Below are 11,781 nucleotides of genomic sequence, written 5' to 3' on the forward strand. Positions count from 1 at the left end.
GGAAGCCGCCCGCCGCGCCCGGCGCGCGCCGCCCCCCGCGGTGGCCGAGGCGCCCGTCACCCCCATGCGCGGCGGCCACCCCCTGCCGGTGGCGGGGCAGGTGACGCGGGAATTCGGCTCGGCCGGAGAGGGCGGTGTGTCGCGCGGCATCACCGTGGCGGCCGGGCCGCGCGCGCGCGTGGTCTCGCCCTGCGCGGGGCGGGTGGCCTTCGCGGGGGCGTTCCGCAGCTTCGGGCAATTGGTGATCGTGGATTGCGGCGGCGGGGTGCATGTGGTGCTGGCGCGGCTGGACCGGCTGGACACCGCGACCGGGGAGCGCGTGCTGGCCGGCGAGCCGGTGGGCAGCCTGCCCGGCGAACAGGCGCAGCTTTACGTGGAGCTGCGCCGCAACGGGCAGCCGAGCGACCCCCGGGGATTCTTCAGGGGGTAGCGGGCAGGGGCGCGTGATCGGCGGTTTCGCTGCGCGTCACGTCCGACAGGCTGCCGCAGATCTGCAGCGCCCCGCCCTGCCGGCCGATCACGCGCCCGTCCTCCCGCACGCGGATCCAGCTGCCGTCGGGGCGGCGCAGCCGGTATTCGGTGCTGGCCTCCCCGTGCTCCGCCAGGCGGCGCAGGAATTCCAGCCGGCCCAGGCGGCCGGCATTGTCCGTCCGCTCGGCGATGGAAGCGGCGGGGGCCAGCGCCTCGGGCGGCCAGCCGGTCACGCGCTCCACATTGCCGGTGAAGTGGTTGCGGGAAAGGCCGGTGGGCGGCGCGCCCTCCTGCGCCGTGATCTCGGCGGCATAGAGCGCGGCCGGCGCGGCGGAGGTGAGCTGGTCCAGCCGCTGCCAGGCGGCGCGGGCGGTGGCGCTGTCGTGGCGGATGTCCTCCAGCAGGCGACGGGTGGCGGCGGTCTGGCGGCGCTGGAACAGGATGGCGATGGCCGCCAGCGCCAGCAGGCTGCCCGTGCCCACGCCCAGCCGCACCCAGTGCCGGAACACCGCCGCCGGTTCCTCCACCACGGCCGCCGGCGTCCGCGCGGCCAGCACCAGCGGCGCCTCGTCCAGGATGCGGAAGCTGTAGAAGGAGGAGGTATCGTCGAGGTTGCTGCGCGTGCGCAGGAAGCCACCGCGGTCGCGGCGCAGTTCCTCCGTCATCTGGAAATGGAAGACGGGCTGTAGGCCGACATATTGGGCCGCGTTCTCGCTGCGGGCGATCAGGGTGCGATCGGCGGTGCGCAGGATGCCCACGATGATGCCGCTGTGCTGATGAATGCGCTCCAGCGCGCGCGACAGCAGCCGGGGGTCGATCGAGAAGACGATGACGCCCGCGAAATGGCCGTCCTCCAGGATCGGGCGGGTGAACTGCACGGTCCAGCTGCCGGAGGCCCGGCCCATGACCGGGCGGCTGACGAACAGGGCGCGGCGGCCGTCACGATGGACCTGGAAATGCTCCCGGTCGCTGAGGTCCACGGGCTCCCAGCCCGGGGTGGTGGTCCAGCGCAGCATGCCATCCGCGTCGATCTCCGCGATCTGGCGGATGCCGAAGCGTTCCTGCCGGGCGATGGCGGCCAGCCTGTCGCCGATCGCGGCGGTGGCGGCGGCGTCGCCCGCATGCTCCATCCGCCGCCGCAGCTGGGCCAGGGCGTGCAGGTCCTCCAGGGTTTCCAGCGCGCGGCGGACGGAATGGCGCAGGCCCTCGACCGCCCATTGCAGTTCGCGTTGAACATCGGCGACGCGGGCGACCTCGTCGCGGGCCACGGCGCGTTCGCCCAGCGCCACGACGCCGACGGTGCCCGCCGCCCACAGCAGCAGGGCCAAAAGCAGCCCGCGCGTGGGGCGGATGCCCAAAGGGCCCCCCAGGGCCAGATGCCGCAACCTGTCATGCCATGGCAGCGCATTCATGATACGGCACATATGCCATGGATTGGTGCGCGCCGCCCTTTTTTTCGTTCCGGGTGGCGTTCAGGCCCTGACGCCACCCTCGCTGAGGATGAAGTCCGCCACTTCCTTCACGCCCTCATCGGCCTTCAGGTTGGTGAAGATGAAGGGACGGCGGCCGCGCATGCGCCGCGCGTCGCGGTCCATCACCGACAGGTCCGCGCCCACCAGCGGCGCCAGGTCGATCTTGTTGATCACCAGCAGGTCGGATTTCGTGATGCCCGGCCCGCCCTTGCGCGGGATCTTGTCCCCAGCCGAGACGTCGATGACGTAGATCGTCAGATCCGCGAGCTCCGGGGAGAAGGTGGCGGCCAGGTTGTCGCCGCCGCTTTCGATGAACAGCACCTCGAGCCCCGGGAAGCGGCCGACCATGTCCGCCACGGCGGCCAGGTTGATCGAGGCGTCCTCGCGGATCGCGGTGTGGGGGCAGCCGCCGGTTTCCACGCCCATGATGCGCGCGGGGTCCAGCGCGCCGGCGCGGGTCAGGAACTCGCTGTCTTCCTTGGTGTAGATGTCGTTGGTGATGGCGGCGATGTCGTGGGTGTCGCGCAGGTGGCGGCACAGGCGCTCCACCAGCGCGGTCTTGCCGCTGCCGACCGGGCCGCCGATGCCCACGCGCAGCGGGCCGTTGGGGGCGGGCAGGGCGGGGCGCGGGCCGTTTTCCAGGATGCGGCCGATGGTGACGCTCATGATCGGAACAGCCTTGTGTACTGGGTTTCGTGGCGGATGGAGAACAGGTCGAGCATGGGCGCCGCCGTGCCCAGCGTGTCGAGGTTCGCGGCCTCCGCGGCGTCGGCCGCCTGCTCGATGGCGGGGTAGAGCGCGGCGGTGACGCGCTGACCATCCGTCTGGCCCAGGGGCACCAGCCGCACCCCGGCCGAGACGAGGTTGGCCGCGAAGCCCGACAGCCAGGCCGTCAGCGCCGGGCGCAGCGGGATGGCCCCGAAGCCCGCCGCCGCGCCGAAGGCCACCGCATGGGTCAGGCGCTTCGGGTGGCGGGCGGCGAAGGCGGCGAAGCGCGCATCCGGCCAGCAGGTGGCGGTGACGGAGGCGAAGCTGCCGCCTTGCTGGGTCGCCTCCAGCGCCGTTTCCGCCGTGCCGCGCCAGGCGGCGGCGAGGTCGGCGGCGTCATCCAGCGTGGCGTCGTCACCGGCCTCGGCGGCGCGGTGGGCGGCGACCAGCAGGGCGCCGTCGGTGCGGCCCGCCCCCGCCAGCAGGGCGGTGCGGATATAGGCCTCCAGCCCCGCGCGGTGGGTGATGCGTTCCTCCTCCACCGCCGTCTCGATCCCGTGGCTGTAGCTGAAGCCGCCCACCGGATAGGCGGGCGAGCACCAGGCCAGCAGCCGGTACAGGTCAATCATGGTGGTGATGGTGGTGGCCATGGCCGTGTTCATGGTCGTGGTCATGCCCATGGTCATGGTCGTGGTGATGGCTGTGCCCGTGGCCGGGGTCGTGGTTGTGCTCGCCATAGGCGCCGCCCTCCGGGTTGAAGGGGGCCTGCACCTTCGCGGTGGCGGCGCCGAGGCCCGCCAGCATGCGTTCGATCACATGGTCTTGGCGGATCAGGATGCGGGCTTCCTGCAGCTCGGCGGGCAGATGCCGGTTGCCCAGATGCCAGGCCAGGCGCAGCAGATGCCCGGCATCGCGGCCACGCACTTCCAGCAGGGCCTCGGGCGCCGCCTTCACCAGCACCAGCGTGCCGTCATCCAGCGCCAGCGCGTCACCGTCATGCATCACCTGGGCTTCCGCGAGGTCGAGCAGGAAGGCGCGGCTGGCCTCGGTTTCCAGGCGCTTGCGGCGGCGGAAGCGGTCGTCGAAATCCAGCGTCACGCTGTCGGCCGCGGCATCCGGCGTGAAGGTGCCGGCGGGGATGATGACGGTGGCGCGGGGCAGGGACATGCGGCGGCTCTCGACTGGAGGGACGCCGCAGTATCGGTGCGCGACGCGCTCAGGTCCAGGCGATCTCGGGTGGGCTGCGGAAGGCGAAACGCAGCAGGTGGCGGGCCACGATGTCCTGCAATTGGGCGCAGTCCTCGGGCGTTGCCGCTTCCACGCGCATGTGCAGGGTCTCGCCTCGCACGGAGAGGTCGCAGGGCCCCATCGGGAAGGCGATGTGGCCGGCGGTGTTGTCCCCGGCCAGGGTGGTCGGCAGCTTGTGGGCGAAATGCTTCACCAGCTGGCCGAGGTAGCGGGCGGGGGTTTCCATGGCGACGTTGGCCTGGGCGCCGGGCATCAGGCGCGCTCCACCGTGCGGGCGGCCTCGTCGATGGCGGCGACGATGCGGGAGAGTTCGTCATCGGACAGCCCGCCGCGCATCAGGCGGAAGCGCAGCGCGGTTTTCAGGTTGTGCATGGCGCGCATGACCTGCAACGCGCTGGCCTGCGGGCGCTCGCCGCCGGCGGCCGCGATCCGGGCCTCGATGGAGGCGACCTGGGGGGCCGCTTCCTCCAGCGCGCGGGTGCCTTCGGGGGTGATGGTGTGCAGCTTCTTGCCGCCGGCCTCGGTGACGGAAACCTGGCCGAGTTCCTCCAGCAGGGTCAGGGTGGGGTAGATGGTGCCGGGGCTGGGGGAATAGGCGCCGGCCAGGCGTTCCTCGATGGCCTTGATGATCTCATAGCCGTGGCGGGGCTTTTCGGAGATCAGGTGCAGGACCAGCAGGCGCAGTTCGCCATGGTCGAAGAAACGGCCGCCGCCGCGATGGGGGTGGTGTTCGCGGTGCTCGCCACGGGCGAAGAAGCCGCGGCCGGCGAAGCGGCGGTCGCCGCGGTGGGGGTGGTGATGGCCAAACATGGCTGGGTGTCTCCGAGTGTGTTTCGTTGGTGTTTAGATATATCTAAACGCGATCGGTTTGGAAGTCACGAAGTGTGACGGGTGGAAATGCTGGACCTTGCTGCTCATTTGAGCTTATCTTTCGCTCAAAGGAGCCAATCCATGACTGAGACCCTGACCAGGACCACCGCCGGGGTGTCTTACGGCAAGCTGTACAAGGCGCCGGTGATGGTGCGCATCGATATGATCAAGAAAGGCGTGCGCGCCACTGACGCCCGCCAGTGGCTGGACATCGAGCCGCTGGGCCGCGGCGCCGCCCTGAAGGCGCTGGACCTGCCGCTGGCCACCTTCAACCGCAAGGTGAAGGAAGGCGGCCGCCTCTCCCCCGCCGAAAGCGAACGGGTGATCGGCTTCGCGCGGCTGGTGGGCCAGGTGGAGGCGATGGTGGAGGGCGCGCCCGGCTTCGACGCGCGCGCCTGGCTGGCCGGATGGCTGACACAGCCCCTGCCCGCCCTGGGCCATGCCCGGCCGATCGACCTGATGGACACGATGGAAGGGCAAAGCCTGGTCGCCCGCACGCTGGAACAGGCCGTCAGCGGCGCCTACGCGTGATCGTCTGGCGCATCGCGGCCGAGACGCTGAAATACCCGGCCGATGACCTGAGCGGCGAAGGCGCCAGGATCACGGGCGGGCGCTGGAACGCGGAAGGGCATGCGGCTGTCTATGCCTCGACAACGCGGGCGCTGGCCTGTCTGGAGACGGTGGTGCACCTGAACGCGGGCGGGCTGCCGCTGAACCGCTATCTGGTGGAAATCACGATACCGGACGCGCTGTGGCAGGCCGCGCGACGGGAGGAAACGCCCCCGGTGGGCTGGGACGCGGAACCGGCGAGCCTGACGAGCGTGGAGCTGGGCACCGCATGGCTGAGGGCCGGGAAGGAGGCGCTGCTGGTCGTGCCCTCCGTCATCGTGCCGGAGGAATGCAACGTGCTGATCAACCCGGCGCTGGCGGTGGGGGTGAAGGCCAGGAAGGTGCGGAAGTGGGTGTATGATGGGCGGCTGCGAAGCAAAGGATAAGCGGCTCCACCGAGGGGCTCTGCCCCCAGAGGGCACAAAGACCGAAAGGCCCTTGGAACCCATCGGATTGGCGCCTTACCTTTCCAGGTAGGCCGCCGTTTTCATTATAGAAATCAATGGGAAACACCTTCCCAAGACGTAGTGCCAACTGCTCGGGGTCCAGGGCCGCTACGGTCCTGGCGGGGGTCCAGGGGGCGGCGCCCCCTGGTGGCGCCCTCTCAAAACAGAAAATACCGCTGCGCCATCGGCAGCACCTTCGCCGGTTCGCACACCAGCAATTCCCCATCCGCCCGCACTTCGTAGGTTTCCGGGTTCACTTCGATCTTCGGCATGGCGCCGTTCAGCACCATGTCGGATTTCCGCAGCCCCCCGCGCGTGTTCTTCACCGGCACCAGCGGCCGGGTCAGCCCGATGCGCGCGCCCAGCCCGTCATCCATCGCGGCCTGGCTGGTGAAGATCACCGCCACCTCCGTCACCGCGCGGCCATAGCCGCCCCACATCGGCCGGTAATGCACCGGCTGCGGCGTGGGGATGGAGGCATTGGGGTCCCCCATCGGGGCCATGGCGATGGTGCCGCATTTCAGGATGAAGTCCGGCTTCACCCCGAAGAAGGCGGGCGACCACAGCACCAGGTCGGCCAGCTTGCCCACCTCCACGCTGCCGACATGCCCGGCGATGCCTTGGGAAAGCGCCGGGTTGATCGTGTATTTGGCGATATAGCGGCGGGCGCGCAGATTGTCGTTGTCGCCGGTTTCGCCGGCCAGGCGGCCGCGCTGCACCTTCATCTTGTGGGCGGTCTGCCAGGTGCGGATGATCACCTCGCCCACCCGGCCCATCGCCTGGCTGTCGCTGCTCATCATGCTGATGGCGCCCAGGTCGTGCAGGATGTCCTCGGCCGCGATGGTTTCCTTGCGGATGCGGCTTTCGGCGAAGGCCACATCCTCCGCGATGCGCGGGTCCAGGTGATGGCAGACCATGAGCATGTCCAGATGCTCGTCCACCGTGTTCACCGTGTAGGGCATGGTGGGGTTGGTGCTGCTGGGCAGCACGTTCGGCAGGCCGATGACGCGCAGGATATCCGGCGCATGGCCGCCGCCCGCGCCCTCCGTATGAAACGCCTGGATGGTGCGGCCGGCCATGGCGGCGATCGTGTCCTCCACGAAGCCGCTTTCGTTCAGCGTGTCCGTGTGGATGGCGACCTGGATGTCCATCTCGTCCGCCACGCGCAGGCAGGTGTCGATGGCCTTGGGGGTGGTGCCCCAATCCTCATGCAGTTTCAGCCCGGCGGCGCCGGCGCGGATCTGCTCGACCAGCCCCCCCGGCAGGGCCGCGTTGCCCTTGCCCAGAAAGCCCAGGTTCATCGGAAACGCCTCGGCCGCCTGCATCATCCGCGCCAGGTGGAAGGCCCCGGGGGTGGAGGTGGTGGCGAGCGTGCCATGGGCGGGGCCGGTGCCGCCGCCGAACATGGTGGTCACGCCGCTGGCCAGCGCTTCCTCCACCTGCTGGGGGCAGATGAAGTGGCAATGCACGTCGATCCCGCCGGCCGTCAGGATACGCCCCTCCCCCGCGATGATTTCCGTGGTGGGGCCGATGATGATGTCCACGCCCGGCTGGGTGTCCGGGTTGCCGGATTTGCCGATGGCGGCAATCCGCCCGTCCTTCAGCCCCACATCGGCCTTGATGATGCCGGTGTGGTCCAGGATGACGGCGTTGGTGATGACGGTGTCCATCGCGCCGCCCGCGCGCGTCACCTGGGATTGGCCCATGCCGTCGCGGATCACCTTGCCGCCGCCGAACTTCACCTCCTCGCCATAGGTGGTCAGGTCGCGCTCGATCTCGATGAACAGCTCGGTGTCGGCCAGGCGGATCTTGTCGCCGGTGGTGGGGCCGAACATGGAGGCATAGGCGGAGCGGGAGATCCGGGCTGGCATCACACCTTCCCTTCGGTTTCGCCGCGGAAGCCGTGCACGATGCGCGCGCCGCCGAAGGGAATGAGCTTCACGGCGCGGGTCTGCCCCGGCTCGAACCGCACCGCGGTGCCGGCCGCGATATCCAGCCGCCGCCCGCGCGCGATGGCGCGGTCGAAGGTCAGGGCCGGGTTGGTCTCCGCGAAGTGGTAGTGGCTGCCGACCTGGATGGGCCGGTCGCCGGTGTTGGCCACCGTCACCTCCACCGCCTCGCGCCCCGCGTTCAGCTCGATGTCGCCGGGCAGGGTGATGATCTCGCCGGGAATCATGGCGCGTCCTCCGGCTCGCGGATCGGGTGGTGGACCGTCACCAGCTTGGTGCCGTCCGGGAAGGTCGCCTCCACCTGGATGTCGTGGATCATGCTGGCGATGCCCTCCATCACCTGGGCGGTGGTCAGCACGGTGGCGCCGCTGCGCATCAGCTCCGCCACGCTGCGGCCGTCGCGCGCGCCCTCCACCACATGGTCCGTGATCAGGGCCACGGCTTCGGGGTGGTTCAGCTTCACGCCGCGGGCGAGGCGCTTGCGCGCCACCTCGGCCGCCAGGGCGATCAGCAGCTTGTCCTTTTCGCGGGGAGTCAGATGCATGGCGGCAGAATGGCAGGGCGGTTTGGGTGGCGCCAGGGGGATGTTTCAGGTGGCGGCGATCCGATAGCCGTCCCCCATCGCCTCCACCCTGCCGAAGCCCGGGACATGCCCGCCGCTGACGGTCCAACCCCGCTCCGCCGCCAGGGCCAGCGCGGCGCGGCGGCTGCGCGCGGCGGTCGGGGCGTCCAGGTCATAGGCCATGCCGGTGTCGGGGTCGGGCGCCTGCAAGGTGGCCATGTGCATCACGTCGCCCCACAGCAGCAGCCCGTCGCCCACCAGATAGCCGGTGTGGCCCGGCGTGTGCCCCGGCAGGGGCATGGCCGCGATGCCGGGCAGCACCGGTCCTTCCACGACCCGCCGCAGGCGCGGGCCATAGGCGCGCAGCAGCGCCTGCGCGATGTCGAAGCCGCCCTGCCGCGCCGGGGGCGTGGCCGCGCGGGCGGCGGCGTCGGTGAAGAAGGCCAGCTCGGCCTCCGGCACCAGGATTTGGGCCTGGGGGAAATAGGGGGCCTCGCCGTCGAACAGGCCCAGCGCGTGGTCGCCGTGGATATGCGTCAGCAGGATATGCCCCACATCCCCGGGCGCCACGCCCAGGGCATGCAGGGCGGAGCGCGCATGGCCCAGCGCCTCGCCCCAGGCCGGGCCGGTGCCGGCATCCACCAGGATGACGCCCTCGGGCCCCTTCAGGGCGAAGCAGTTCACATCCATGCTCAGCCTGGGCTTGCCCCATTGCGCGATCGCGTGCTGGCGCATGGCCTCGCCGCCCGCATGGGTCAGCACCTCGGCCGGGGGCTCGAAGATGCCGTCATGCAGCAGGATGGCGTCATAGGGTCCGAACTGGGGCATGCGCGGCCTTTCCGATCTCAGTCGGCGGTGATGCCCACGCGCCGGATGATCTCTCCATACTTCGCCATCTCCGCGACCAGGAAGGCCCGGAACTCCTCCGCCGAGCCGCCCACCGGCTCATTGCCCAGCTCCGCGAAGCGGGCGCGCATCTCGGGCGTGGCCAGGGTGGCGGCGACCGCCTGTTGCAGGGCGTTCCGCATCGGCTCCGGCGTGCGGGCCGGGGCGAAGATGCCGTTCCAGTCGTAGTTCTCGAAGCCCGGAAAGCCGCTTTCGGCCAGGGTCGGCAATTCGGGGAAGGATTCGGCGCGGGTGGCCCCGGTGGTCGCCAGCGCCTTCAGCCGCCCCTGGCGGATGTGCTGCGTGGCGCTGGGGATGAAGGCGAAGCAGCACGGCACATGCCCCGCCATCACATCCACCAGCGCGGGCCCGCCGCCGCGATAGGGCACGTGGTTCATCGTCAGCCCCGCGGCGGCCTGGAAGATCTCCATGCCCAGATGCTGCGCCGTGCCATTGCCCGAGGACGCGTAGGACATCGCATTGCCCCGCGCCTTGGCATAGGCGACGAACTCCGCCACCGAATTCACCGGCAGGGCGGGGTGCACGGCCAGCGCGTTCGGCGCACGGCTCACCTGCGTCACGGGCACCAGGTCCTCCAGCACCTTGTAGGGCATGGGCCGCCCCAGCACCGGGTTCACGGAATGGGAGGTGATGTCGAACAGGAAGGTGTAGCCATCCGGCGGCTGCTGCGCGACGAAGCCGCCCGCGATCAGCCCCGACCCGCCGGCCCGGCTTTCGATGACCAGGGACTGGCCCAGGCGCTCCGTGATGCCGGGGGCGATCAGCCGCGCGGTCACATCCGCGCCGCCACCGGGAGAGGTGCTGAGGATCAGCCGGATGGGGCGGGTGAACAACGGGGCCTGCGCCCGGCCCAAGGCCGGAACGGCGAGCCCGGCCGAAACGATAAGGAACTGCTTGCGCGACAGCGGCATGATCTTCTCCTGGGCGGAATACCGTTTGCCTGGGCGTCCGTGGCGGTTTTCCGCCTGGGCGGATCGCTACACCGCGTAGCTATCACTATGGGCCCATGCCAAACTGGCTGTCCATCGCCCGCGCGCGGGCCACAGCAGGGAAGCCGCCTTTGATCCCGGACGACATTCTCGCCCAGGCGATCGCCGACAGCTGGGCCCTGGTGCTGGAGATCGGCCGCCGCACCGAGACACCGCCCGGCCACACCCGCCCCGCCTTCAGCCAGGCCGAGCAACTGGCCGCCGACATGGTGCGGGATTTCATCGCCGCCCGGGGCCTGCCGCTGGAATACGATGCCTTCGGCAACATGTACGTGCTGCTGCCGGGCACCGAGCCCGGCCTGCCCGCCGTCACCGCCGGATCGCACCTGGATTCCGTGGCCAATGGCGGCAATTACGATGGGCTGGCCGGGGCCGCCGCCGCCCTGGCCGTGGTCGCCGCCGCCCACAAGGCCGGGCTGCGCACCCGCCACGGCCTGCGCGCGCTGGCCATGCGGGCCGAGGAAAGCCCCTGGTTCAACATGGCCTATCTGGGCAGCCAGTTGCTGCTGGCCTATCGCGACCGCGCGGCACTGGGCGCCCGCCGCCGCATCGACAGCGGGCTGACGCTGAAGGAGCACGTCCAGGCGCTGGGCTATCCCTTCCGCACCGATGCCGAGCCGGTTCTGAGCCCCGCCAACACCGCCTGCTTCCTGGAACTGCACATCGAGCAAGGCCCGCTGCTGATCGAGCGCGACCTGCCCGCGGGGGTGGCCACCGCCATCCGCGGCAATATCCGCTACCCCTCCGCGCGGTGCTTCGGGGAATACGGCCATGCCTCCGCCGTGCCGCGCCAGAGCCGCCGCGACGCTGTGATGGCGGTGGCGGAGCTGGCCCTGGGCCTGGATGCGCTGTGGGCCGAGCTGCACGCGAAGGGCGACGACAATTTCATGGTCACGCTCGGCCGCTTCGGCACCGACCCCGCGCACCACGCGCTGACCAAAGTGCCCGGGGAGGTGGAGTTCAGCCTGGCCATGGGCGCCACCAGCACCGAAACCCTGGCGCTGGCCCGCCGGCGGATGGAGGAGCTGGTGGCGGAGATCACCGCCAAACGCGGCGTGACCTTCGACCTGGGCGCGGAAGTGACGGCGGAGCCGGTGGCACTGGATGCGGGGCTGATCGAGCTGCTGGAAGACGGCATCCACGCCCAAGGGTTCGAGCCGCTGCGCCTGCCGACCGTGGGGCATGACGCGGGGATCTTCGCGCTGTCGGGCATCCCCTCGGCGATGCTGATGCTGCGCAACCCGGGCGGCAGCCACAACCCGAAGGAACATCTGGAAGAAGCGGATTACGCCGTGGGGTGCCGGGTGCTGGCAGGGGCGATGGTGCGCGCGGCCGGGGGGTGAAGCACGGCTGGGCACCCGGTACGCAGTCAGGGGCTCCGCCCCCGACACCCCCGCCAGGACCGTGCTCGGTCCTGGACCTAGATCAGTTTGGCGCTGACCTTGGGAAACATGTTTCTTATTGATATTTATAGGGCTTGTTGAGATTTAGATCTTTCCTGGTGACGTGTGTTTATGATTCACGCTTTGGATGACGCAGCGTTTGGTTTTG

At 70.2% G+C, this 11,781-nt stretch carries 15 protein-coding genes; 4 read left to right on the plus strand and 11 right to left on the minus strand.

What is annotated here, in order from left to right; translation table 11 throughout:
* Positions 1-430 (plus strand): murein hydrolase activator EnvC family protein (locus GT007_RS21475; protein WP_160123719.1); only part of this gene is annotated, 430 nt, incomplete at its 5' end.
* Here the strand turns inward: GT007_RS21475 and GT007_RS21480 are convergent.
* The 6 genes from GT007_RS21480 to GT007_RS21505 all read right to left on the minus strand — a co-directional run bounded on the left by GT007_RS21480 (position 420) and on the right by GT007_RS21505 (position 4,709).
* Positions 420-1,829 (minus strand): PAS domain-containing protein, encoded by a 1,410-nt coding sequence (locus GT007_RS21480; protein ID WP_160123720.1) that lies wholly within the window; start codon positions 1,827-1,829, stop codon positions 420-422. The genes GT007_RS21475 and GT007_RS21480 overlap by 11 nt on opposite strands.
* A 114-nt stretch (positions 1,830-1,943) precedes the next feature.
* Positions 1,944-2,609, minus strand: coding sequence for an urease accessory protein UreG (ureG, locus tag GT007_RS21485; RefSeq protein WP_160123721.1), 666 nt, complete (start codon positions 2,607-2,609; stop codon positions 1,944-1,946).
* On the minus strand, positions 2,606-3,325 hold the full coding sequence (locus GT007_RS21490; RefSeq protein WP_328798966.1) for an urease accessory protein UreF: 720 nt from the start codon (positions 3,323-3,325) through the stop codon (positions 2,606-2,608). The genes ureG and GT007_RS21490 overlap by 4 nt, the downstream gene beginning before the upstream one ends.
* Positions 3,273-3,818 carry an urease accessory protein UreE gene (locus GT007_RS21495; protein ID WP_160123722.1) on the minus strand — a complete coding sequence of 182 codons (546 nt, stop codon included), beginning with the start codon at positions 3,816-3,818 and terminating at the stop codon, positions 3,273-3,275. Before GT007_RS21495 ends, GT007_RS21490 begins: the two co-directional genes overlap by 53 nt.
* Before the next feature lie 49 nt (positions 3,819-3,867).
* Positions 3,868-4,152: a DUF2218 domain-containing protein gene (locus GT007_RS21500; RefSeq protein WP_160123723.1), complete on the minus strand. Its 285-nt coding sequence runs from the start codon at positions 4,150-4,152 to the stop codon at positions 3,868-3,870.
* Entirely contained in the window at positions 4,152-4,709 is a 558-nt protein-coding gene (locus GT007_RS21505; protein ID WP_160123724.1) for a PadR family transcriptional regulator, read from the minus strand. Before GT007_RS21505 ends, GT007_RS21500 begins: the two co-directional genes overlap by 1 nt.
* Before the next feature lie 141 nt (positions 4,710-4,850).
* Here GT007_RS21505 and GT007_RS22655 point away from each other — a divergent pair, with 141 nt between their 5' ends.
* On the plus strand, positions 4,851-5,300 hold the full coding sequence (locus GT007_RS22655; protein WP_160123725.1) for an antitoxin Xre/MbcA/ParS toxin-binding domain-containing protein: 450 nt from the start codon (positions 4,851-4,853) through the stop codon (positions 5,298-5,300).
* Positions 5,297-5,764, plus strand: coding sequence for an RES family NAD+ phosphorylase (locus tag GT007_RS21515; RefSeq protein ID WP_236571798.1), 468 nt, complete (start codon positions 5,297-5,299; stop codon positions 5,762-5,764). The genes GT007_RS22655 and GT007_RS21515 overlap by 4 nt, the downstream gene beginning before the upstream one ends.
* A 218-nt stretch (positions 5,765-5,982) precedes the next feature.
* Here GT007_RS21515 and ureC read toward each other — a convergent pair whose 3' ends face one another.
* Genes ureC through GT007_RS21540 form a run of 5 tightly spaced genes read right to left on the minus strand, consistent with a single transcriptional unit; the run spans position 5,983 to position 10,152 of the window.
* A complete protein-coding gene (gene ureC, locus GT007_RS21520) occupies positions 5,983-7,695 on the minus strand; it encodes an urease subunit alpha (RefSeq protein ID WP_160123727.1) in 1,713 nt (570 codons plus the stop codon).
* A complete protein-coding gene (locus tag GT007_RS21525) occupies positions 7,695-8,000 on the minus strand; it encodes an urease subunit beta (protein ID WP_160123728.1) in 306 nt (101 codons plus the stop codon). Before GT007_RS21525 ends, ureC begins: the two co-directional genes overlap by 1 nt.
* Positions 7,997-8,317 carry an urease subunit gamma gene (locus GT007_RS21530; RefSeq protein ID WP_160123729.1) on the minus strand — a complete coding sequence of 107 codons (321 nt, stop codon included), beginning with the start codon at positions 8,315-8,317 and terminating at the stop codon, positions 7,997-7,999. The genes GT007_RS21525 and GT007_RS21530 overlap by 4 nt, the downstream gene beginning before the upstream one ends.
* Positions 8,318-8,362: 45 nt before the next feature.
* Complete coding sequence (gene aidB / locus GT007_RS21535; protein ID WP_160123730.1) at positions 8,363-9,163, minus strand: AidB family quorum-quenching N-acyl homoserine lactonase; 801 nt, start codon at positions 9,161-9,163, stop codon at positions 8,363-8,365.
* 17 nt (positions 9,164-9,180) lie between these two features.
* Positions 9,181-10,152 carry a Bug family tripartite tricarboxylate transporter substrate binding protein gene (locus tag GT007_RS21540; RefSeq protein ID WP_160123731.1) on the minus strand — a complete coding sequence of 324 codons (972 nt, stop codon included), beginning with the start codon at positions 10,150-10,152 and terminating at the stop codon, positions 9,181-9,183.
* A 149-nt stretch (positions 10,153-10,301) separates the two neighbouring features.
* Here GT007_RS21540 and GT007_RS21545 point away from each other — a divergent pair, with 149 nt between their 5' ends.
* Positions 10,302-11,573 (plus strand): hydantoinase/carbamoylase family amidase, encoded by a 1,272-nt coding sequence (locus GT007_RS21545; protein WP_160123732.1) that lies wholly within the window; start codon positions 10,302-10,304, stop codon positions 11,571-11,573.
* The last annotated feature ends 208 nt before the right edge of the window (positions 11,574-11,781 follow it).

Source organism: Rhodovarius lipocyclicus, from assembly GCF_009900765.1.
Taxonomy (GTDB): Bacteria; Pseudomonadota; Alphaproteobacteria; order Acetobacterales; family Acetobacteraceae; genus Rhodovarius; species Rhodovarius lipocyclicus.

What these genes read in the sequence shown, in the direction of transcription:
- ureG (WP_160123721.1), bottom strand. Translation starts at nt 2,609, where the DNA reads ATGAGCGTCACCATCGGCCGCATCCTGGAAAACGGCCCGCGCCCCGCC.
- GT007_RS21490 (WP_328798966.1), bottom strand. Translation starts at nt 3,325, where the DNA reads ATGACCACGACCATGAACACGGCCATGGCCACCACCATCACCACCATG.
- GT007_RS21495 (WP_160123722.1), bottom strand. Translation starts at nt 3,818, where the DNA reads ATGTCCCTGCCCCGCGCCACCGTCATCATCCCCGCCGGCACCTTCACG.
- GT007_RS21500 (WP_160123723.1), bottom strand. Translation starts at nt 4,152, where the DNA reads ATGCCCGGCGCCCAGGCCAACGTCGCCATGGAAACCCCCGCCCGCTAC.
- GT007_RS21505 (WP_160123724.1), bottom strand. Translation starts at nt 4,709, where the DNA reads ATGTTTGGCCATCACCACCCCCACCGCGGCGACCGCCGCTTCGCCGGC.
- GT007_RS22655 (WP_160123725.1), top strand. Translation starts at nt 4,851, where the DNA reads ATGACTGAGACCCTGACCAGGACCACCGCCGGGGTGTCTTACGGCAAG.
- ureC (WP_160123727.1), bottom strand. Translation starts at nt 7,695, where the DNA reads ATGCCAGCCCGGATCTCCCGCTCCGCCTATGCCTCCATGTTCGGCCCC.
- GT007_RS21525 (WP_160123728.1), bottom strand. Translation starts at nt 8,000, where the DNA reads ATGATTCCCGGCGAGATCATCACCCTGCCCGGCGACATCGAGCTGAAC.
- GT007_RS21530 (WP_160123729.1), bottom strand. Translation starts at nt 8,317, where the DNA reads ATGCATCTGACTCCCCGCGAAAAGGACAAGCTGCTGATCGCCCTGGCG.
- aidB (WP_160123730.1), bottom strand. Translation starts at nt 9,163, where the DNA reads ATGCCCCAGTTCGGACCCTATGACGCCATCCTGCTGCATGACGGCATC.
- GT007_RS21540 (WP_160123731.1), bottom strand. Translation starts at nt 10,152, where the DNA reads ATGCCGCTGTCGCGCAAGCAGTTCCTTATCGTTTCGGCCGGGCTCGCC.